This is a genomic window from Bacteroides sp. MSK.20.82 (genome assembly GCF_019052485.1).
Classification (GTDB): Bacteria; Bacteroidota; Bacteroidia; order Bacteroidales; family Bacteroidaceae; genus Bacteroides; species Bacteroides thetaiotaomicron.
The window spans coordinates 1-23249 of record NZ_JAHQUN010000065.1; the positions used below are offsets into that span (position 1 = coordinate 1).

The following is a 23249-nucleotide window of genomic DNA, read 5'->3' on the forward strand; positions in this document are numbered from 1 at the left end:
TCAACACATAGCAGCTATTAGAGATAAACAAGTCAACCATTATTAGGGAAGTACACTGCCATCTGCAGCATTTTCTTCATCCCTTTACATGATATATTCAGAACAAGTAGTTTCATCATTAGTTCCACCTGTTGAAACCAAGTGTTTCAAGGCATGAAACAAACTGTTTCAAGTAATGAAACTTCTTGGAACAACTGTCGATTTCGTTCATATGACAGCTCGATTCAACTCACTTGACCGCATAAGTTGCTCTGATTGACCTGTCCGTTCGAAAGGTATTATTTCATTTTTCAGTCAATAATGGATGACTTCTCAGCTGTTAATACCTGATTTCTCAATTATTAATAGCTGACATGACAATCGTTAATAGCTGACGCGTCAGATGTTAATACCCAGTAAATCAAAGTATAATGTAGGATAAACGACCTATATGCCGTGGTGGCAGAGTGAGAGCAAACCTTTGCTCTCACTCTGCCACCATACTTGCTGTAATGCTTGAAATGCCGATGAATAAAGGGATACACGCGAATAATGAGAGCGTTAGGGCAAAACTGCTATCTTTTTCACTTGTAGCAGCTGCCTAAGTTCAAGTTATAAATGCGACAGTTCAGTTTCCGTACCAGTCACTTACTTATTATAGTATTTTTCAAGCAGTTCCTGCATTTCCGGATATTTCCCGTCCGTATCTCCGGTTTCTTTGCGAAGTCTCAATAAGTCCTTCTTCATCTGTTTGATGACAGGTGCATATTTCGGATCGTTGTATGCATTATGATTCTCGTGCGGATCGTTCTGCAAGTCATAGAAGTCCCATGACGGAGTAAAGTCGAAGTTCTCCGTATCAGTCATGTCCAGATTTCGGGCATAATAGAAGATCAGCTTGTAACGGTCTGACCGGATGGCGAAGTGTGCGGGACGAATAGCGTGATTGGTCCAGTAGCGATAGTAGATTTCTTTTCGCCAGTCGGTCGGCGTGTTGCCTTCCAGGTTGCTGACGAAGCTGTCTCCTTGCACATTCTCCATCTTTACTCCGGCAAATTCTGCCAGCGTCGGTGCGAAATCGACATTCAGTATCAGATCATCCAGACGTTTTCCTGCGGGGACCTTATTCGGATAACGGATAACGAAAGGCATACGAGCCGATTCTTCATAAAACATCCGTTTGTCGAAGAAGCCGTGTTCGCCTAGGAAATAGCCTTGGTCGGAGACGTAGATGACGATGGTATTGTCGGCGATATTCATTTCGTCCAGAGCTTTCAGGAGTTTGCCGATGTTGTCGTCGACGGTAGCGCCACAACGGAGGTAGTCACGGATAAACTTTTGGTAGGAAGCACGTCTGGCGGCTGTCCGTTGCATCCCTTCGGTGCTGAACGGCAGTCCGGGGTAGCGGCACCACCACTTGTCGGGATCCTGTGATGCGATGCGCCAGCGGCGTTCCAGTTCTTCCAGTGTCTGTCCTTTGAAAGAACGGCCGTTGGTTTCCGGTCCCCAGTCCAGCAGGTTTTCGGGTTCGGGGAAGGTGACACCGTCGTAGAGATGCTCCATGCGTATCGGGTAGTCGTAGGGTTCGTGCGTTGCTTTGAAATGGCAGCACATCAGGAAGGGTTGATTGCCGTCCTGCTCTTTCATCCATCGGATGGCTTTCTCGGTGACGAGGTCGGTGGAGAAGCCGAGCACCCGTTCGCCGAACTGGTGGTTGCCGGGCCACGGGTCGGTGCTCTCTATGAAAGTCGGGTCACGGTATTCGCCTTGATCGTAGAAGATGGAGTAGTAGTCGAATCCTTGCGGTTGCGACTGGATATGCCATTTGCCGACGAGTCCGGTGTGGTATCCGTTGGCTTGTAGCAGGGTGGCAAGGGTGGGGATGGAGGTGTCCAGTGAGTCCGCAAGGGTGTACAGTCTGTTCCGGTGACTGTATAGACCGGTGAGGATACTGGCACGGCTGGGTGCTGAGATAGAGTTGGTGCAGAAACAGTTGTCGAGCACTACCCCTTCTTTTGCCAGCCGGCGGATGTTGGCGTTGTGGGCATATTCTGCCAGTACTCCGCCATAGATGCCCCAGGCTTGGGAGGTGTGGTCGTCACTCAGGATAAAAAGGATGTTGGGGCGTTGTCCGGCAGGTTGAGCGCCTTGCAGGTGCGTCATGGTTCCGGCTGCCAGCAGACCGGTAAGTACGAGTTTATTCATATACGTATAGATGTTGCATTTCTTCAAAAGTCAGTCTAAGTTAGACGGTTGCTTTCATGTAGATAAATGATCATATGAACTGATTTTATGCCTAAAGATAGTGATTGTTATTCACTTTGTATTATAATCCGGAAAACTTTTGCGATTTAATGTAATTGATTCCGGTAAAACACTTAATTCCCTTTTTAAAAGGATGTTTTTGTTTTACATCTCTCAATAAGAAACTTTATGTTGATTTTTGGAAGTATTATAGTGATTTTTGAACATTTGTTTTCTTTGCCTGTACCTACTTTTGCGATCAAAACCCATTAATTATCAATTATTATGCTACTACCAAGAAAAATTGTATTTTTCCTTCTCTTGTTTGTCGGATTATCGTTGTATGCGCAACAAAACTGCTTCATTAGTTCGTATGTACGGGGTAATTTCTACAATCGCGGACGTATTTCTGCCGAGAGTTTAAGGGCGAGTGATGATCTGATTTTTCTGAACGTCCGTCCCAATAAAGACGGGTCGCTTTCGTTTGAGAATCCCCGTATCTTTGAGAATGGGAAAGGAGTGACTAGTTGGGAGGAATTGATAAAGTCTGTCCGTGCGGATGTGAAAGGAACAAAGACAAAACTTCGTCTGGGCGCTGCCAGTGGCGAGTGGAAAGCGATGGTTGCAGATGAGGCGGCCCGTGTTGCATTTGCCAAAAACATAAAGAAGATACTGGAAAAGAATAAGCTCGATGGCATCGATCTGGATTTTGAATGGGCGGAGACTGAAAAAGAGTATGAAGATTACAGTCTGGCTATTCTGAAGATGAGAGAGGTATTGGGAGATAAATATGTGTTCAGCGTATCCCTGCATCCTGTGTGTTATAAGATTAGTAAAGAGGCGATTGCTGCGGTCGATTTCATTTCTTATCAGTGTTACGGTCCTTCGCCGGTTCGCTTCCCGATGGAGAAATACTGTTCGGATATACAGATGGCGTTGGCTTATGGCATTCCAAAGGAAAAGCTGGTGGCAGGCGTTCCTTTCTATGGCGTGACAAAAGATGGCTCAAAGAAGACTGAGGCTTACTTCAGTTTTGTGCAGGACGGGCTGATTACGGGGCCGGCACAAAACGAAGTAACCTATAAAGGAGACGTGTATGTCTTTGACGGGCAAAATAATATCCGTGCCAAGACACGTTATGCGATGGACCAGCAGCTCAAAGGAATGATGAGCTGGGACTTGGCTACGGATATGCCGCTGAATGACAGCAGATCGTTGTTTAAGACGATGGTGGAGGAGTTGGGGAGGTGAACTGCTTCAGATAATCTGAAGGAGAGACACCAAACTCATCCTTAAAACATTGACGGAAGTAGCCTGTACTGTTCATTCCTATTTTATAGGCTATTTCCGAGATATTATATTTTCCTTCGAGGAGTAACCGTTCCGCATTCTGCATTTTTACTTTCCGGATGTACTCGTTCGTAGAAAGTCCGGTCAGTGCTTTCATTTTCCGGTAGAGCGTAGAACCGCTCATGCACATCTTGTCGGACAGATAAGTGATGTCGATCTTCTCCGAAGAAAGGTTGTCCTCAACCAATTGCGTGATTTTCTCAATGAATTCGTTATCCAGTTTGCTGAGCGCTTCGGTGATTATGGAACGCTTTTCATCCAAATGAGAATTGGGGTTATGACTCGTTCCGGTCTGCTGGAATTGAGCAATCAGTTTCTTTCTCGAATCAAGCAGATTGTTGATGCGGCTTCGCAGCAGTGAAGCACTGAAAGGCTTGGTCAGATAAGAATCCGCTCCCACTTCGTATCCTTCTTCTTTATCCTGCAATGAATCTTTGGCCGTTAACAGGATGACAGGGATGTGGCTGGTACGCACATCCTCTTTTAGTTGACGGCATAGCGTGATGCCATCCATTACCGGCATCATGATATCGCTTACTATAATATCGGGAATACGGTTGAGAGCCTGCTGTTTCCCTTCCTCACCGTTGCTGCCTGTGATTACTTCGAAAGATTCGGAGAAAGATTCGGCGATGTATTTCTGTATATCTTCATTGTCTTCTACAATCAGCAGGATAGGCTTGCTCGTTTCCGGTTCCGTATTTTGAGAATCTTCCGGAACAGCTTCTGATATCATTTCCTCCTCTGTTTGCTTCGTAGAGTCTCCATGCAAAGCGTTGGGGTAGATATTATCTGTTAATAAACTGATATAGAAAGTACTTCCTTCGTTCTGTATGCTTTCCACCCGGATTTCGCCTTCGTGCAGTTCTACAAGATTTCGGACTAAAGCCAGTCCGATACCTGTGCCGGATGCCTGATGCTTGCCGCTTTCCTGATAGTAACGGTCGAAAACATGAGGCAAGGCTTCCGCAGAGATTCCGTATCCCGTATCACTGACTTTAATCTCCGTATAAGTGACCCCGTTTCGTGTGGTGGGATACAAGCTCAAGGTTATTTTTCCCTGTTCCGTATATTTGATGGCATTGGAAATCAGATTATCGAGGATAATGGTGATGATTTCTTTGTCAAAGAACAGAGGCATTTCTTCTTTTTCTATTTGAATCTGAAAGTCAATCGCTTTCTTTTGGTTGAGTTCTTTGTATTTGAGTCCGATTTCATGAATCAGGGGCGCAATGTTGCCTTTACAAACACATAGCTTTTTGTTCTGCGTTTCCGTTTTCCGGAACTCAAGAATCTGATTGATCAGGTTGAGCAGCCGGAGGGCACTCAGGTGGATGACAGAAAGTTTCTGCACCTGTCTGGTCGGCAGTGACGTGTCTTTCTGCATATCTTCCAGCGGACCGAGGATCAGGGTCAGTGGTGTGCGCAGCTCATGAGTGATGTTAGTATAGAATCGCAAGCGTTCCTGATTCAATTCTTGTTCTTGTTCGTGGTTTTTCTTTTCCAGCGTATAGAGGCTTTCGAGGTCTATTTTCTTCTTATAGGCATGGATAATAGTATAAATAATGCTGATAGTGATCAGAATATAAATAAGTTTTGCCCACCATGTCAGCCAGAGAGGAGGGTTAATATGTATCCTGAGAGATGTCGTGTCCTCCGACCAGTCCTGATTGTGCAGGCGGGCTTTTACCAGAAACTCATACTTGCCGGGAGGAATATTGCGGAAGGTGACGCTGTTTTGCTCGTTGATCGTATACCATGAGTTTTCAAGTCCTTTCAGCATATAGGCATATTCCACTTGGTTGGCCAGTGAATAGTCCTGTACGTTGAAAGTAAGATTAAAACTATTTTGTTCATGAGTCAATTCTATCTCTCCTTCGGAAATGGGAATAGCGGTTTCGTTCTTCTCCCGACTTGTGAGTCGTCCGGGAATTCTCACTTTAGTGATAACCACAGGAGGAATCTGCGGACTGTTTATGGCAATATCGGGGTTGAAGAAACACAATCCGTTGATAGAGCCGAAATAGATGAGCCCGTTATGATCTTTGGTAACGCATCCGCTGATGAAACTTCCTTGTGGGATGTTGTTGGAGTGATCGTAGGTATAGAAACATTTTTTAGAGGTGATATAGCAACTGATGCCGGTATTGGTACTTGCCCAGATGTTGCCGTTCTTATCTTCACTGATAGCTCTTATATGTGTATTGGGCAGTCCTTCTTTTCTTTGAAAAACCTGATAGTCAAAATTGCGGGCCGAAGGAAAACATACCAGCCCCTCACCGGTGGCAAGCCACATCTGACCTTTGCTGCTCCGGTATATCTGATTAATCGTATTGGAACAAAAACCTTCGTATTGGTTGAACTTCCTGACCAGTTGCATATCCGGCGTATATATCCCGACTCCTCCTCCGAAAGTTCCTATCCAGAAACGTCCTTCACTGTCTTGGGCAATGCTGCGTACAAAGTTTTCCAGCAACTGGCTGTTGGAGGTGTCATAATGATGAATCACCTTCTTGCTGGCAAGGTCTACAACGAACACCCCTGCGTGAGTTCCTATCCATATCTTTTTATTCTTGTCTTCATAGAAGACGCGTACGTCGAGAAGCTGATTCTTTTCCAGTTCGATGATCTGAAACTTCTTCAGTCTTGTATTGTAATAGCTGATGTTGCCCAGATAGGTGCCGAACCATAGGTTGCCTTCCGAGTCTTTCAGCGAACAAAGCACTGAGTTGGACAGGAGTTCTCTGTTTTCTTTATTGTAAATGGCCACCCGTTTTCCGTTTTCGAATACGTTAATACCTCCTCCGTCAGTTCCTATCCACAATTTTCCTTGTCCGTCATCGCAGACGCTGCTAACGACTTTGTTGCTCAGCGAACTTTCATTCATTTGGGTGGGTGAATAGCTCCATGTATGGAATGCGGGAGGAGCATTGCTGATAAAATTGATTCCTCCTCCCCAAGTCCCTATCCAGATATTATTAAAAGAGTCTTGAAAGATATACCGTGCGCTGGCGTTGGACAAACTGTAGTTATTGTCCCCTTCGCGGATAAACTCAAAGCGTATTTGTTCGGGCAGCAGAAACTGATTTTGCTGTAAGTCCAGTATCATGATTCCGTTCAGTTCTGTTGCAATCCAGAGTTTGTTGTCTTTGAGTTGTTTGATGGAGAAGATATAGCTTGACAATGCTCCGTGAATATTCCCCGGGTTGTTATGAAAGTTGGTAAATGTTTCTGTATTGGCATTGAACAGGGCTAGTCCTTTGCTGGTTCCGATCCATATATTTCCGTTGGTATCTTTATAGATACAACGCACATCGTTCCCCGGAAGGCTGTTCGGGTTTTGAGGATCATGGACGAAGTGCTTCACGGATTTGTCATTCAGGGAGAGGATGCTCAACCCGCCTTCTACGTGTCCGATGTATAGTTTGCCATCCTCAGCCTCCGTGGCTGTCCAGGTCTGCTCAGAGGGAAGGGCGGGTACTGTGCTTTTGTTATAATGAGTGAATTTCCCGGTAGCGATGTCCAGATACTCTATACCTCTGTAATAAGTACATACCCATAACCCTTTGCCGGCTTGTACGGATGAGGTAATGTGAGTGACATCGTTCGTTATCAGACTTTGCGGGTCTTCCGGATTATATTGGTAGACGCTGAAACTTTGTGTCTCGTAATTATAAGCGTTGAGTCCTGCCCGCTGGGTGGCTATCCAGATAACAGGCTGCACGGGATCGGCGTACACTTCATTGAGTTCGTTGCCGGTAATGCTTTGAACAGAAGAAGATTGCTCCTCTTTATAGTAGGTGATAAAGCGGGTTCCGTCAAACTTATTCAGCCCTTCTTCGGTGGCGAACCACAGAAATCCCTGCTTGTCCTGCGTGATACTCAATACATAATTGTTGGATAAGCCTTGTTCTATTCCCAATCTTTGGATGAGGTAAGGGTGGGCTGCCACAAATGTGGCGGATAGCAGGAGGAAGAAAGCCGCAATGTATGTTTTCATCGTTTCAGATATTATGTATTCCTTGATATTCACTCTCAAAAGTACAAATAAATCTTGTATTTAGTATAGACAAATGATTCATTGCATGATTTTCTACCCTTTCTGCATGATTTTTACAGCGAATAAAATAAAACAACTGTAATTTTGCAATCAATCAAATAACCGAATCTAATACTTGCAGAAAATGGAATCTGATTCTTTACACGAACATGATAAAAGCTGGAAGGCATTTTTTATTACCACTCTGTTCATCTTGTGTACAGCGAACGTTTATGCGCAGTCATCCGATACAATCTTTTCCCGATATTTCCGTTATGCGCAGAACTTCGCAGATGCGTACCCTCGCGAGAAAGTGAGTCTTCATTTGGATAATGCAAGTTATTACCTTGGTGATACGATTTGGTTCAAAGCGTATGTAGTGACGGCTGAACAAAACTTACCGACGACGATCAGCAAACCTTTGTATGTAGAATTACTGGACCAGTTGGGAAATGTCGTAGAGCGGCAAATTATTCAGCTTACGGATGGGGAGGGAACGGGACAAATCATTTTGAACAATACCTTCTTTACCGGTTATTATGAAATGCGTGCCTATACAAAGTGGATGCTTGCTTTTGATAACCCTTCCTGTTTTTCCCGTGTATTACCCGTCTATCGGAAACGGCTGAGCGATGAAGAGACTCCTCGGAGTATAGCTACCTATCGTATGGACGCTTCGATGAAACAGAGGCCGAAGGATAAAGAGAAGAAGTTTACAGTCCGCTTTTTTCCGGAGGGTGGACAACTGGTTAAAGGCATATCTTCGATTGTAGCTTTTGAAGCCACCAGCCGTGACAAAGGAGCTGCTGATGTAGAGGGAACAGTGGTTTTGCCGAGTGGTGAAGAACTGGCGCATATCCGTTCATTGCATGACGGGATGGGTTACTTTGAGTATAAGCCCGAAGAAAAGGCGGGTGTGGCAAAAATTGATTATGAAGGCTCCACTTATCAGTTTGACCTTCCGGAAGCTCTTCCACAAGGATATGTACTCCGAATCGATAACCGGCGGGAAATGTTGGATATCACTGTAGCCCGCAGTTCACAGGCAATGAAAGACACACTGGCTGTTTTTGTATCTTCTCAGGGGCGACCTTACAAATGTATGACACTGGACTTTGAAGATGAATTGAACTGCCAATTCCGGATTTCGACTAAAGAACTACCGCCCGGAGTGCAACAGATATCTCTGGTCAATCTGAAAGGGGAAACGTTATGCGAGCGTTTTTGTTATGTGATGCCGCGTTCTTCCATGCTCCTTGCCTGTAAAACGGATCACGCCCTGTATCGTCCTTTTGAGCCGGTGACTTGCCGGATTAAAGTGAGAGATCATCTGAATCGTCCGGTACAGGCCAATCTTTCTGTATCTATCCGCAACGGTGTAGAGTCTGATTTTCGGGAATACGATCATTCCATTTATACGGATTTGTTGCTTGTCTCCGATCTGAAAGGCTATATTCATCAACCCGGTTTTTATTTTGAGAACCAGTCTGCCGAACGTTTCAAAATGTTGGATGTCCTTCTGTTGGTACGTGGCTGGCGGAAGTATGACCTTTCCCGACTGATAGGTAAACGTCCTTTCTTGCCTCGGTATCTTCCGGAGACCTCGCTGACCCTGTATGGACAGGTCGAATCTTATTTCGGTAAGGCGTTACGGAATGTCGGGGTGAGTATTCTTGCGCGCAGGGATTCGGTCTCTATTGCAGGTATGACAAAAACGGATTCATTGGGGTATTTTAGTGCGCCGGTAGATGGTTTTAGCGGTTCTATGGATGCTCTCATACAGACACGGAACGAGGGAAAGAAGTGGAACAAGCAGGCAGTCGTGAAGTTGTTCCGTAATTTTTTTGAGCCTTCCTTACGGAAGCTTGATTATTATGAGCTGAATCCGGAATGGAAAGAGGCGGGTGATTTGAAACAGTTGTTGGACACCTTGGATATTGCTTATAAAGATTCTGTATTCGGACCGGATCATCATTTGCTGGATGAAGTGGTGGTGAACGCCAAGCGTCTGAACTTGTTATTGAAGCAAACTGAACGCTTTGAAAAAGAGATTCTGGGTTATTATAATATAACGCAGGTGGTAGATAAAATGCGTGATAAAGGAGAAGCGGTGTACAATCTGCCTATGCTGTTGAAGGAATTAAATCCTAATTTCAGATTGAGTGATTCGCTGAGCCTGCACTATAATAACTCAAGAGTTTTATTTATAGTCAACGGCGGGGTTTTATCTTATGGTAAAACGGATTATGTGTTGGACAAAGATGTGGATGCTATTAAATCTATCATGCTTTATTATGATCAGGCAGGGGGGGAATCTGTTTTTGTGATGAACAAGCAGAGTAATAGAGTGACGAAATTTACAGCAAATAATTTTTGGAGTGGTCGCTGGCAGGATGGAGATTTGAGTGATTTGTCTTTGCAGGATGCTATAGGTGCGGATTCCGGACCAGATGCACTTTGGGGTGAGAAAGATAGAAAGACTATGAAGAAAGGTCCGTTGCAGAAATCGTCAGTAGTAGTTTGCTCCATCACTACGATTGATGACTGGGACCCGAACAAAACTTATAAAGCCCGGCGGGGGATTCGTCATACCTATATACAAGGATATAATGAGCCCTTGGAATTTTATTCACCAGCTTATCCTGATGGCGCTCCTCTCTATACGGAAGATTCTCGCCGCACACTATACTGGAATCCGAATGTGAAAACGAATGAAAAGGGTGAAGCAGTCATTCGATGCTATAATTCCGATAATTCGGCGCCGTTAATAATAAATGTAGAGACATTGTATAAAGGTAGTCCGTCATCATTGAATATCTACTCTATAGATTATTAAACTCGATCTATATTATTCATATTCATATAAAGTCCTGCTAAAGAGGAAGAAAGGAGTTGTGTTTCTTGCAGCCAACGTGTGTAAATCGTTTATGAATGATTCTCTACGTTTTTTGAATGATTTTTATAATGTAAAATCTACACTCATTCGTATCTTTGCTGTAGATAACAACGAAATAAACTAATATTATGAAAATGAAAACTAATATAATCTTTAAAAAACTAAAGTCATTCGTCAATCGATGTCTTTTTCCTGATTATATGTGCTGTTTTATCTTCCTGCGTTTATAACGCTGATATGCCAATAAAGAATTTTTAGTGAACCAATATTTAATATGTAAAAAGAAAAACGTTATGAAAAGACTATTTCTTCCCTTATTAGGGTTTTTGTCGTTGGTGCTGATGTGCTGTAATGACAACAAGGAATCAGGTACGGATTCCTATGACCCGAACAAACCTGTCACTATTGACTATTTTACGCCGGATACCGGTCGGGTAGCAGAGAAAGTGATTATTATAGGTAATAACTTTGGAAATGACAAATCTGTGGTAACCGTATTATTCACAGATAATATGGAAAAGGAGAACAAGGCTGCCGTAGTGGGAGTAGATAATACTACGATTTATTGTATGGCGCCACGTCAGGCAGAAGGTTTCAATAAGATTACGGTTAAGGTGAATGATCAGACTGTGGTGGCTGATGAGACTTTTAAATATTCTGTGTCTGAGAATGTATCTACTATTGCCGGTGATTTTGTACGAGCTGATGGTGCCGGTAAAGATGGAAGTCTGGCTGAGGCAACTTTTGGGCAGATGTTTGGTGTTGCTTGCATTGATGAGCAGTCAGGTATTGTAGGTCAGGCATGGGAAAATAATAGTGTACGTTATGTCTCCATAGACGAAGATGCTGTGATTACTATACAGAATGGACCTGTCGTTGGGAAAGTGGCGATATCTAATGATAAAACATTGGCTTATGGTGCTACCATTAATGGTGCTAATACCGTTTATGTCTATAAGAAATCGCAGGCATGGGTTCCTTCTCGGCTTTGTGATATCAGTTCAGGTACTGACCTTTGGGCTGTCGCTTTGGATGGCGACAATAAATGGTTGTATTATGTTACAGCAAGAGGTCGTTTAGGACGTATTGAAGTCGATAATCCAACTAATAATGAGATTTTGTTTGAACATAATGATTTTAGTGGCGGTCCTTTCGCTTACATCGCTTATAGTGCTTTTGAAGATTGTTTCTATGTAACTACTGATAAAAATAAGATTCTGAAAGTTTGGGTAAAAGAAGATGGTACACATGCTTACGAGCAGATTAACCAGAATAATACAGGAACTACAGACGGTTTTTTGGCTGATGAAGCAAAATTCCAGTATTTACGTGGTCTTACAATAGATGAAGATGGTAATATTTTCGTTTGTCAGGGGGATAATAGTCACGTAATACGTAAAATCGCTTATGATGAGAATATGGAGAAAAGATATGTAACTACTGTATTGGGTACATCCACTGTACATGGAACCGATGATGGTTCACCTGATATTGCTTTATTTAATGGACCTCAAGATATTAGCTATGACGGGAATGGTGGTTACTGGATTGCTATGCGCTACGAGCCGGCATTAAGAAAGTATTCAATAGAATAAACACATTAATCAGAATTTAATCATGAAAAAAATAATAAGCATCTTATTTATAGTATGCAGTCTCTTTTCTTCTATGGCATACGCTCAGGGAGGGTTGACATATTCCGGTACTGTCATCGGTGAAGACGGATTGGAACTCATAGGCGTGAGTGTTGCTGTGAAAGGGACATCTATTGGAGTAATCACCGACTTGGACGGAAAGTTCCGCTTAAACAATATTCCTCCTAAATCTACCGTTGTGTTTTCCTATGTAGGTTTTGAGAATAAAGAAGTGAAAGTAACCGAATCTAAAGAGCGTGAGACTATTGTCTTGAAACAAAGTATCAGTAGTTTGGATGAAGTAGTGGTAGTAGGTCGTGGTTCACAGCGTAAAGTTTCTGTTGTGGGAGCTATTACTTCTGTTGATCCGGCACAGTTGCAGGTTCCCGCCACTTCTGTATCCAATATGCTTCAAGGTCGTGTGCCGGGCATCATTGGTGTGACTCGTAGTGGTGAGCCGGGCAATAACTTCTCTGAATTTTGGGTACGCGGTATCAGTACGTTTGGGGCAAATGCTTCGGCACTGATCTTGATTGATGGTGTAGAAGGTGACTTGAATACACTCGACCCTGCAGATATTGAAAGTTTCTCAGTTTTGAAAGATGCTTCGGCAACTGCCGTATATGGTGTGCGTGGTGCCAATGGCGTAGTAATTGTAACTACCAAGAGAGGTAAAGCCGGTAAGTTAACTGTTAACTTCAAGACAAATGCCACATATTCCTATTCTCCCCGCATGCCGGAGTATGTAGATGCAGTGGGCTATGCAAACCTTGCTAATGAAGCACGTGTTGTCAGAGGTAAGAATCCGATTTATACTAATTCTGAAATCCAACTGTTCCGTTCCGGTCTCGATCCGGATCTTTATCCGAATGTGAATTGGAGAGATGTGATTCTGAATGACTATGTGATTGACAATCAACATCACCTGAGTCTTTCTGGTGGTGGTACCAATGCACGTTATTATGTAAGTATGGGTATCATGAACCAGGGAGCTGTTTTCAAACAAGATAAGTCGGTAAGTAAACATAATACTAATGTGGATTACCATCAATATAATTTCAGAGCGAACGTAGACGCCAATATGACTAAAACAACTCTACTCTCTTTGAATATGGAAACGATTATCACTAAACGTAATTCTCCGGGATATGGTGATAATAACAATGCATTATGGTCGGCGCAAGCTAATCTTCCGGCAACAATCGTTCCGGTGAAATACTCCAATGGTACTCTTCCATCATTTGGTAGAAACTCGGATGAGGTTTCTCCTTATGTACAGTTGAACTATACAGGGTATAAGATCAGTGAAACACAGGCCACCCGTATGAATGCCAGTCTGAATCAGAAGTTGGATTTCATCACAAAAGGACTGTCTGCAAGAGGCGTATTCTCATTTAACTATACCGGCTACTTTGACCAGTATCGTACCAAGACTCCGGACTTATATTATGCCACAGGAAGAAAGCAGAATGGAGCATTGATCTCTAAACGTACATCGAGTGCTACTGATATGACTTACAGCGATTATCGCCGCATTGCCCGTCAGTATTATTTTGAAGGAAATATCAATTACGAAAGAATCTTTGGCGAAGACCATCGTGTGACCGGATTACTTAATGCCTACCGTCAGGAAAATAAAGACTCTTATCTGAATAATGATGATGACGACACCACATTGGATGAAAGAATTCGTTCCATTCCTAAACGTTATCAGGCTATTTCTGCTCGTGCTACTTATTCTTATAAGGATACTTATATGTTTGAATTCAATGTAGGATATACCGGTTCCGAGCAATTCAAGAAAGGCAACCGCTACGGGTGGTTCCCGGCAGTAGCTTTGGGATGGGTGCCTACTCAGTATGAATGGACGCGTGAAAAGCTTCCGTTCCTCGATTTCTTCAAACTCAGAGCTTCTTTGGGTAAAGTAGGTAATGACCGTATCAAGAAAATCCGCTTCCCGTATCTTTCTACTGTGTCTACCGATTATAGCTCAGTAACATGGCCTGGTAGCACTGTTGGCGAGAGCCGCGTAGGTGCCAATGACTTGAACTGGGAAGAGACAACTAAAATGGATATTGGTGTAGACCTGAAAATGTTTAATGACAAAGTGGAACTGACTGCCGACATCTTTAAGGATAAAAACAAAGGTATCTTCCAGCAACGTGCCAACATTCCTGAAGAAGCTGGTTTTGTAACCAATCCGTATACCAACATCGGTGGAATGGAATCATGGGGATTTGATGGAAACATAACGTTCAACCATAATTTCACCAAAGATTTTGGAATGACAGTTCGTGGCAACTGGACATTCGCCCGCAATAACGTAACCTATTGGGAGCAATCAGGCGTGGTATATCCTTATCAGTCTTTTGTAGACGTTCCTTATGGAGTGCAACGCGGTTTGATATCTTTAGGTTTGTTCAAAGATCAGGCAGATATTGAAAGTAGTCCTGTTCAAACCTATTCTTCTGATGTGCGTCCAGGTGACATTAAGTATAAAGATGTCAATGGTGATGGTGTTATCAATGATGATGATATTGTACCGTTATCCTATTCGAATACTCCGACTCTTCAGTATGGTTTTGCTGCTGAATTCAGATACAAACAGTTTACTGCCAGCATTTTCTTTGAAGGTGTAGGTAAAGTGCAATATTTCTATGGGGGGTCAGGATACTATCCGTTTGCTTGGGAAACGCGAGGCAATGTACTTAACATTGTAGCTGATCAAAAGAATCGCTGGACACCGAGAGAATATTCCGGTGACGCTAGTACGGAAAATCCGAACGCGCGTTTCCCGCGTCTGACTTATGGTGAGAATAAGAACAATAACCGCGCATCTACCTTTTGGTTGGCAGATGGCCGCTATTTCAGATTGAAAAATATCGAGTTGTCTTATAGATTCACCAGCGCATGGTTGCGAGATAAGATTAGTGTACAGAACGCTACCTTGAGCCTTGTAGGCGAAAACCTGCATGTGTGGGATAAGGTGAAACTTTGGGACCCGGAGCAGGCATCGTCAAACGGTGCCGTGTATCCTCTGCAACGGAAATTCACCCTTCAGCTTAATGTGACGTTTTAATCCCGTTTCAATTGTAACATTATCATAAATCGTATAATTATGAATTTCAGAAAAATATATTGCATAGCCGCTATGGCACTGATGTGTTGCACAGGAAGTATGTTTACCTCCTGTGACGACTACCTGGATGTAGACTCATACTTCGATGAGATTTTTGAGCTAGACTCTGTATTTAAACGTAAGGAATATCTGGAAGAATATATCAATGGTGCCGGAAAGTTATTACCTAATGAAGGAGACTTGTGGACCAATGCTTGGTCGCCTTATCAGGGAGCTTCGGACGAGAACTTTACATCATGGAATGACTCCCGTCATAAAGCTATCCAGCTGATGGTGGACGAAGTGACTCCACAGAGTGATTTCTATAATAACTATGGTACTTGGTATAAAGGTATTCGTAAAGCCAACCTCGTCTTGGAAAGAATCAATGAATGTGAGGATATTACTACGAGCGATTTGCGTGACTTTATGGGACGTTGTTATTTCTTGAGAGCTTATTTCTATTATAAACTGGTAGAGGCTTACGGACCTGTGCCCATTGTGCCTGAAACGGCTTATGATGTGGATGCCAGTGCGGAAAGCATGTCATTGGAAAGAGAGACATACGAGAATTGTATTAACTATATCTGCGAGAATTTTGAGAAAGCATACGAATATCTTCCTTCCAGCCGTACGTCTACCCTAGTCAATCTGCCTACCTCGGGAGCGGCATTGGCATTGATGGGAAGAGTAAGACTGATCGAAGCAAGTCCTTGGTACAACGGAAATGAGTTTTATGCTGACTGGAAGCGTTCGGACGGCACCAACTTTATGCCTCAGGTCAAAGACGAATCCAAATGGGGAACAGCCGCTCTTCTTGCCAAACGTTTGATTAAGGGCTCGGAAGCTGGTAGCTTTAAATATAAGTTGCACACTGTTGAGAGAAAACTAGACACAAAACCGCTACCGGAGAATGTGCCTGACGAAAACTATCCTAATGGAGCGGGAGGTATAGATGCGCTTCGTTCTTATGCTTTTATGTTCAATGGTGAAACTCCGGCTTATAATAATGACGAGTTTATTTATATGTGCGGCTACTCTAGTACAGCTGGCGACTCTCCGGCATGGATTGCTACTCCTACGAGCCTGGGTGGTAGTAATGGGTTGAATATTACTTATGCGACTGTGAAAGCTTTCCGTATGGAAGACGGTAGCGACATCAATAACTCACCACTTTATCCCACAAATTACTGGGAAGCCATTGGTGGTAGTTCACAGTCTTTCTCTGACTATACACTTCCATCCGATGCTGCTAAGATGTTTGATAAGATGGAAATGCGTTTCTATGCCAGCGTAGGTTTTAACCATTGCTACTGGAGCGGACTTTCTTACATCGGAACCGAAGGTAATCAAACTAAGCAGACAGTTACTTACTATGCTAATGGTACTGCTGCACCGTCGTCCGATCATCCTGAAGATTATAACCACACTGGTTTTACCTGCAAGAAGTACATTCATTATGTAGAGGATCAGCTGAAAGGTATGATGAAGTCGAAAACTTTCCCGATCATGCGTTATGCAGAGGTGCTGCTCAACTATGTGGAAGCATTGAATGAGTTGGGAAGTAATACATATACCGATGAAGAGAATGGGATTACAGTGAGCCGTGATGTGGACGAGATGGTGAAATACTTTAATATGGTTCGCTATAGAGCCGGTTTGCCGGGGATTACAGCGGATGATGCAAGGGATGTGACTACGATGCGGGATTTGATTAAGCGTGAAAGACGTGTGGAGTTTTTCTGTGAAGGCAGACGTTATCACGATTTGCGTAGATGGGGAGATGCGATCGATGCATACAATGAGCCTGTAACAGGTATGAACATTGCTGCACGTAGCACAGACCGTAAAGCATTCCATACGGAAACAGTGATCAATAATACTCGTTCGCATCGTGTATTCTCTTATAAAGATTACTTCCTGCCTATCCCTCGTACAACGATGGATAAGAACCCGAAACTGGTTCAGAATCCGGGATGGTAATTTTGCACACGAAGTACAGAATTAATAATTAAGTAAAAAACGTTTGTTATGAATATCAATAAAATACTATATCCGATACTTTTGTTATTGGTCGTTTTAAGTAGCTGTGATTATGAAAGCCCGCTTGATAAGGAGCAATATAAGAAGACGCTCTATCTGATCGGCGCTTCCAGCAATCTTGTGACTAAAGAGCTTGCTTATAGCAGTGAAGTGCAGGAAGGATTCATTACAGTGGGTGTAAGTGGCTCTCTTTTGATTGACGGGAATGTGGATGTGACTCTGGAAAGCCATAACAGTGTAATTGACTGGTATAATAAAAAGTTCAAGTTCCTTGCCACCGATATCAAATATCAGGGACTTGCTGCCAGTGCTTTTGAGGTACCTTCCTATACTACTACATTGAAAGCCGGCGAAACTTATGCGAGAGTTCCCTTTAAAGTTAAAACAGAAGGTCTGGAGTGCGATTCGCTTTATGCGATAACTTTCAAGATTGCTTCTTCTTCTGCCGGTTATGAGATCAACCAGAAGGACTCGGCACTTATTGTATCCTTCAATCTGGTAAATAAATACTCAGGTAATTACATCTTCAAGGCTCTTCGGCACGAACTGGATAGTAATGATGAAATAGTTGCATCCACTTCTATTACTATAGTCAGAACATTGAAAGCTACAGAAGAAAATGCAGTACGTTTCTATAACGAGCAACAGGCGGAAACAACTGCCAATATCAAGAAACATGCTGTTGTACTGAAAGTTGATGCTGGTAACAATGTCAGTATCTCGGCATGGGAGGACTTTGACTTGATTGATGGTACATGTACTTATAATCAGAACTCGAAAGTCTTTAATGTAGATTATAAGTATACTGCGGATGGCAAGACTTATCAGATGGTGGGTACGTTTACCTATCAGGATGAAGATGCAGGTAGCAACTAAATGAGCTTATAAATCTAGTAACTGAATTAGGTTATCAGCAAGGTAGAAAAAGGTGTTGCTTTAAGTCGATGAAATAATAACTGGCAGGTTCAAGGAATTCTTAAACCTGCCAGTTTGTTTTTATTCAGCCTTATAATTTGTGACATTGCAAGATTTGTGGTAGTTTTTGGTCGTTTTGTATTCCCCAAAGTTAGCCGTAATCACGTATTTTTGTACTATCACTTTAAAAATTATAAAAAACAAATTTCACGATGAACTATAAATTACTGTCAGTCGCCTTAGCTTTTTTATATATAGGTATGGTAGGCGGATGTTCCCAGCCCGCCCCCGACCTACGTTATCAGATTGAAGTGGACAAACCTCTGCAGACAATGGAACACTTCGGCGCTTCCGATGCCTGGAGTATGCATATCCTTGGCTTGTGGGCGCAGGAGAAACAAAACCAGATAGCCGACTGGCTGTTCAGCACAGAGAACGATGCGAATGGAAAACCGAAAGGAATCGGCTTGTCTCTTTGGCGTTTCAACGTTGGTGCAGGTAGTACCGAGCAAAGAGAAGCCAGTCAGATCGGTTCTTCGTGGATGCGTACCGAATGCTTTATGAATGCCGACGGAACCTACGACTGGAACAAGCAACAGGGGCAACGCAACTTTTTGAAACTGGCAAAAGAACGGGGCGTCACTAAATTCCTCGCATTTCTGAATTCCCCTCCCGTATATTATACTCAGAACGGTCTGGCTACCAATACCGGTCGTGGAGGAACCGCCAATCTGAAGCCGGAATGTTACGAGAAATATGCCCGTTTCCTGGCCGATGTAGTAGAAGGAATAGAGAAGCACGACGGAATAAAGTTCAACTATATCTGTCCTTTCAACGAACCGGACGGGCATTGGAACTGGGTAGGACCGAAGCAGGAAGGCTCTCCGGCAACCAATCGGGAAGTAGCCCGGACCGTCCGTTTGCTGAGCCGGGAGTTTGTGAACCGGAAAATGGATACGCAGATTATGGTGAACGAGTCTTCGGACTATCGCTGTATGCTCCGTACCCATCAGACGGACTGGCAGCGTGGCTATCAGATTCAGGCTTTCTTCTGCCCGGACAGTGTGGATACGTATTTAGGTGATACGCCCAATGTGCCCCGACTGATGCTTGGTCATAGTTACTGGACAACGACTCCTCTGAGTGAACTGCGTGCCATGCGCTGCCAACTGCGTGAAGCTCTGGATAAATACAACGTCGGCTTCTGGCAGTCAGAAACCTGTATCATGGGGAATGACGAAGAGATAGGTGGCGGTCACGGCTTCGACCGTACGATGAAGACGGCACTTTACGTTGCCCGTATCATCCATCATGACATCGTGTATGCGGGAGCGAAGAGCTGGCAGTGGTGGCGTGCCGTCGGCGGTGATTATAAAGACGGGCTGATTCGGGAATACACGAATGATGACTTGAAGGATGGTCGGGTAGAAGACTCCAAACTCATGTGGGCTTTGGGTAATTATAGTCGTTTCATCCGTCCGGGAGCTGTCCGCCTGTCGATTTCTGCTTTCGATCAAGCGGGGAATTTAATCCCCGGAGGCGATACGGACCAAAAAGGACTGATGTGCTCTGCTTATAAAAATGCGGACGGCTCATACGCTGTTGTTCTCATTAACTATGCGCAGGAAGACAAAGAGTTTTCAATCAATAAGATAAATGGCAAGAAAACTCGATGGCAGGTGTATCGCACTTCGGATGTAGAAGGAGAAGATCTGCTACCCGTTGAGAAAGTGAAGAGTGGAAGAACAGTTCGGATTCCGGCACGTTCGATTATAACTTTATTGAATCAATCGCTTTAATATAAGAGTCAATTATGGGTTTGTCCGGTCGAATAAAAGGCCGGTATGTCGCCTTTTTCTTTTTTAAAGTATTACATTTGTACGCCCGTCCATTGCTAACCAAGGCAATGGACGGGCGCAATGCATAAAAAAGGAGGCATTTTATGAACGATAGAGGAAATATTGTCATTTATCAGACAAAAGATGGGAAGACTTCAATTGATGTGAAGTTGGAGGATGAAACAGTGTGGCTGACTCAGGCTCAAATGGCAGAATTGTTTCAGAAGGATCGTACTGTTATAGGCAGGCATATTAATAATGTCTATAGGGAAGGTGAACTTGAACGTGATATCACATGTGCAAAATTTGCACATATGGGTAGTTATAGTGACCAACAATATGAGACGGCTGTTTATAATTTGGATGTGATTATCTCCGTCGGCTATCGTGTAAAGTCGCAACGCGGTACCCAATTCCGCGTCTGGGCAAACAAAGTTTTGAAAGAATACCTGATCAAAGGCTATGCCGTCAATCAGCAAGTAAAGATAGAGCAATTGGAAGACTTGAAGAATACTGTTCACCTCCTTTCCAACGTCATCGAGCACAAGCAACTAACATTGGATGAGGCTAACGGACTGTTGCGTGTCATTACTGACTACACTTATGGTCTGGACACACTTGATAAATACGATTTCCAGCAACTGGAAGTAGTCTCCACTACTCCCAGCCGGGAGTTTCGTGCCACCTACGAAGAAGCGATGGGCGCTATTCATTTATTGCAGGAAAAGTTTGGAAGCAGTGACTTGTTTGGAAATGAAAAAGACCAATCGTTCAAAAGTTCTATCAATACTCATTGCTTTTCTTGTTCTGGTGCAGCATCTCTCACCCTTATTGAAGCCATATTCTTTCTGTCTTTCCCTTATTTTACGTTGTCTTCTACTTCCGGCTTACCATAATACCCCGGCATCGGAATATAAACCGGACTCTGACGAGTATTGATATTCTGCAACTTCTTTTCTTCTTTCAGTCGTTTGATATGTCGGGCGGCAGTGGTAAGCGTAAGTTTGCAAAGTCCTTGAAAGTCCGAGCGGGTCAGTATTTGGTTATTACTGAAATACGCGGTCAGCAGTCTGTCTATCTCTTCGTTGGAGCGTGGCACTGAGTGTAACTTCAGTTTACTGCGTTCCACCTTGACGACGCTTACCGAACTTCTCAGTTTTTTATCCGCCTTGAAGCCGATGTTTGCTTTGAGTTTCATTTGGTTTGCTTTCAGCTTGGGCGAGGTGATCGGTTCCAGACTGTTCAGCTTTACTTGAAAGTAGCCGATGCCGTCGAGGTGAACACGTTCCCCTTCCCGGAGGCGTGATCCCATAAAGTGGCTCAGCGATTCGAGGACGGCTTTTACATCCCCTTCGGTCAGCGAAGTCGCTTGTTGTATTTCTTTGGCGAGATAGTCGGTGTCGATATGCTGAAAGTTGACTACCCGTGCGTGGTAGAGTTCCTTGTCTTCTTCGTCCTTGGGGTTGGGAGACTTGTAGAGTTCAAATTGTATTGCCATGATACTGTTTATTGTATTTTATTTCTTTTTCTTCTTCTTTGTTTCGGCTGTCAGTTTCTTGATACTGTCAAAATATGCTTCTTCTACAGGCGACAGGGTTTTGACATGATATTTTTGGTATTCGCCCAGCGCTTTTTGTTTGGCTTGTTCGTGAGAGATCGTGCCTGCGTTCTGCAAAACTTGCTCTCCGGTGGTCGATAAGATGAGGTCCAGGTGATGTATATAGTCCGACATATACATGGGCGAACGTTTGATGGCTTGTATTTCTGCGAAGTCGAAGTATCCGGAAACCAGGTTGTTCAGTATCTTCAGTTCCTTTTCATTGAGATAGTTTTTAGCTATCAGTACATCTTCTTTCCGGGGTTGTTCGCCGGGAAATGTGGTCAGTCCCATAAATGGCTTTTCTGCATCGGCTCGTTCGAAGATCACTTCTGCTGCTGTGTGGCCGTGGGCGGCATAGTGTAACTTATTCTGCACGATTTTGAAAAACCGGATGGATTCGTCTGCCTTTGGGTCATAGTCTACACTGGTGGCATACAAGTCAAGAACCTGACGGTAGAGTACTTTTTCAGATGAACGGATGTCGCGTATACGGTTGAGTAGTTCGTACCAGTAACCGCCGCCGCCCATTTCTTTCAGACGTTTGTCGTCCATGGCGAAACCTTTGATCAGATATTCTTTCAGACGTTCGGTGGCCCAGCGGCGGAAGTGGGTGGCTTGTAGGGAGTTGACTCTATATCCGACTGATATGATGGCATCTAAATTATAAAACTGTGTCTTATAATTTTTTCCATCGCTCGCAGTATGTTCCAAAATGGAACTAACTGAATTTTCTTCTAATTCTCCACTTTCAAAGATATTTCTCAAATGCTTTGTGATAGCCGGTCTTTGTACACCAAACAGATTGGCTATTTGTTGTTGTGACAGCCAAACGTTCTCATCCTCCAAACGGACTTCAAGTTGTGTCCTTCCGTCTTCTGTCCGGTATATGATGATCTCACCGTTGTTTTTCTCTATTTCGTCCATTGCTTTACATCGTTATAACATATTCGTCGTTTCTTGTTTGTTATAAAGATATAGCTACCTTTGATCCGCAAAACTAATCATTAGTTTCCGGACTTGGACAGAACTCGGGTTATATAGTGATTGCCTGCTTGCTGTCAAGCGTTCATACATAAGTTATCCTGCCTTTATCTTTGGTTTATGATGCCTGCATTGTTGGATGAAGGTGCTTGCATCATTAGTTGTTCACGGCCGTGGTAAATGTTGCTCACGGCCGTGAAGAGCGTTGATTACGGCCGTGGTAAGAGCTGATCACGGTCGTGAACAACTAGCTATATCAGTAGCAAAGATAAACTATAATAGGGAGATAAACAAAGTATCCCTGCTTCTTTTGGGTATTCGTGCAGCTTGTTCTTTGTGCAGAGGCAATAAGAAGGGGAAATCATTCTTGTATCTCGTGCGATGAAGGAACATAGTCCGTTGGCTGTAGACGATTTTGTTCATCTCCCTTCTATTTACTCATTTTACTTCCTTAATGGTATTCTTATTAGGAAAATATGCCTATATTTGTGGCGTATCTTCTGAATGAAGATATGTTTTATTGATTTGGAGATAACGTTTTTATTATCTGTGATGAGAAATCTGGTAAATTTAGTTATATCTCAAAATTTCACATCATAATATCTTGTAAAT

At 43.4% G+C, this 23249-nt stretch carries 12 protein-coding genes; 8 read left to right on the forward strand and 4 right to left on the reverse strand.

Going from position 1 to position 23249, the window contains the following annotated elements; translation table 11 throughout:
- Positions 1-627 precede the first annotated feature (627 nt).
- The gene (locus KTR07_RS25615; protein ID WP_113748024.1) at positions 628-2184 is read right to left on the reverse strand and encodes a sulfatase; all 1557 of its coding nucleotides are present in this window, start codon (positions 2182-2184) and stop codon (positions 628-630) included.
- Positions 2185-2508: 324 nt separating this feature from the next.
- Here KTR07_RS25615 and KTR07_RS25620 point away from each other — a divergent pair, with 324 nt between their 5' ends.
- Complete coding sequence (locus KTR07_RS25620) at positions 2509-3474, forward strand: glycoside hydrolase family 18 protein (RefSeq protein WP_008767322.1); 966 nt, start codon at positions 2509-2511, stop codon at positions 3472-3474.
- On the opposite strand, the gene KTR07_RS25625 is transcribed toward KTR07_RS25620, so the two are convergent.
- Positions 3443-7573, reverse strand: a complete 4131-nt coding sequence (locus KTR07_RS25625; protein WP_113748025.1) for a hybrid sensor histidine kinase/response regulator transcription factor — start codon at positions 7571-7573, stop codon at positions 3443-3445. The two genes, KTR07_RS25620 and KTR07_RS25625, sit on opposite strands and share 32 nt — an antisense overlap.
- 184 nt (positions 7574-7757) lie before the next feature.
- Between KTR07_RS25625 and KTR07_RS25630 the strand changes: the two genes are divergently transcribed.
- From KTR07_RS25630 to KTR07_RS25660, 7 genes are all read left to right on the forward strand, one after another.
- Entirely contained in the window at positions 7758-10448 is a 2691-nt protein-coding gene (locus KTR07_RS25630) for a hypothetical protein (protein WP_117981455.1), read from the forward strand.
- A gap of 353 nt (positions 10449-10801) precedes the next feature.
- A complete protein-coding gene (locus tag KTR07_RS25635) occupies positions 10802-12103 on the forward strand; it encodes an IPT/TIG domain-containing protein (RefSeq protein ID WP_062694145.1) in 1302 nt (433 codons plus the stop codon).
- A 22-nt stretch (positions 12104-12125) separates the two neighbouring features.
- The gene (locus KTR07_RS25640; protein ID WP_062694147.1) at positions 12126-15221 is read left to right on the forward strand and encodes a TonB-dependent receptor; all 3096 of its coding nucleotides are present in this window, start codon (positions 12126-12128) and stop codon (positions 15219-15221) included.
- Between the two features lie 39 nt (positions 15222-15260).
- The gene (locus KTR07_RS25645) at positions 15261-17243 is read left to right on the forward strand and encodes a RagB/SusD family nutrient uptake outer membrane protein (protein ID WP_217315534.1); all 1983 of its coding nucleotides are present in this window, start codon (positions 15261-15263) and stop codon (positions 17241-17243) included.
- Between the two features lie 48 nt (positions 17244-17291).
- Entirely contained in the window at positions 17292-18179 is an 888-nt protein-coding gene (locus KTR07_RS25650; RefSeq protein ID WP_008761742.1) for a BT_3044 domain-containing protein, read from the forward strand.
- Between the two features lie 251 nt (positions 18180-18430).
- The gene (locus tag KTR07_RS25655; protein ID WP_103877592.1) at positions 18431-20017 is read left to right on the forward strand and encodes a glycoside hydrolase family 30 protein; all 1587 of its coding nucleotides are present in this window, start codon (positions 18431-18433) and stop codon (positions 20015-20017) included.
- A 143-nt stretch (positions 20018-20160) separates the two neighbouring features.
- Positions 20161-20952, forward strand: a complete 792-nt coding sequence (locus KTR07_RS25660; protein WP_103877593.1) for a virulence RhuM family protein — start codon at positions 20161-20163, stop codon at positions 20950-20952.
- On the opposite strand, the gene KTR07_RS25665 is transcribed toward KTR07_RS25660, so the two are convergent.
- Complete coding sequence (locus KTR07_RS25665; protein ID WP_016269087.1) at positions 20916-21554, reverse strand: HU family DNA-binding protein; 639 nt, start codon at positions 21552-21554, stop codon at positions 20916-20918. The two genes, KTR07_RS25660 and KTR07_RS25665, sit on opposite strands and share 37 nt — an antisense overlap.
- Before the next feature lie 18 nt (positions 21555-21572).
- Entirely contained in the window at positions 21573-22580 is a 1008-nt protein-coding gene (locus KTR07_RS25670; protein ID WP_103877594.1) for a virulence RhuM family protein, read from the reverse strand.
- Between the last annotated feature and the right edge of the window lie 669 nt (positions 22581-23249).

Coding starts and splice junctions, on each gene's coding strand:
- KTR07_RS25645 (WP_217315534.1), top strand. CDS start 15,261: ATGAATTTCAGAAAAATATATTGCATAGCCGCTATGGCACTGATGTGT.
- KTR07_RS25650 (WP_008761742.1), top strand. CDS start 17,292: ATGAATATCAATAAAATACTATATCCGATACTTTTGTTATTGGTCGTT.
- KTR07_RS25670 (WP_103877594.1), bottom strand. CDS start 22,580: ATGGACGAAATAGAGAAAAACAACGGTGAGATCATCATATACCGGACA.
- KTR07_RS25630 (WP_117981455.1), top strand. CDS start 7,758: ATGGAATCTGATTCTTTACACGAACATGATAAAAGCTGGAAGGCATTT.
- KTR07_RS25665 (WP_016269087.1), bottom strand. CDS start 21,554: ATGGCAATACAATTTGAACTCTACAAGTCTCCCAACCCCAAGGACGAA.
- KTR07_RS25625 (WP_113748025.1), bottom strand. CDS start 7,573: ATGAAAACATACATTGCGGCTTTCTTCCTCCTGCTATCCGCCACATTT.
- KTR07_RS25660 (WP_103877593.1), top strand. CDS start 20,161: ATGAACGATAGAGGAAATATTGTCATTTATCAGACAAAAGATGGGAAG.
- KTR07_RS25635 (WP_062694145.1), top strand. CDS start 10,802: ATGAAAAGACTATTTCTTCCCTTATTAGGGTTTTTGTCGTTGGTGCTG.
- KTR07_RS25615 (WP_113748024.1), bottom strand. CDS start 2,184: ATGAATAAACTCGTACTTACCGGTCTGCTGGCAGCCGGAACCATGACG.
- KTR07_RS25640 (WP_062694147.1), top strand. CDS start 12,126: ATGAAAAAAATAATAAGCATCTTATTTATAGTATGCAGTCTCTTTTCT.
- KTR07_RS25620 (WP_008767322.1), top strand. CDS start 2,509: ATGCTACTACCAAGAAAAATTGTATTTTTCCTTCTCTTGTTTGTCGGA.
- KTR07_RS25655 (WP_103877592.1), top strand. CDS start 18,431: ATGAACTATAAATTACTGTCAGTCGCCTTAGCTTTTTTATATATAGGT.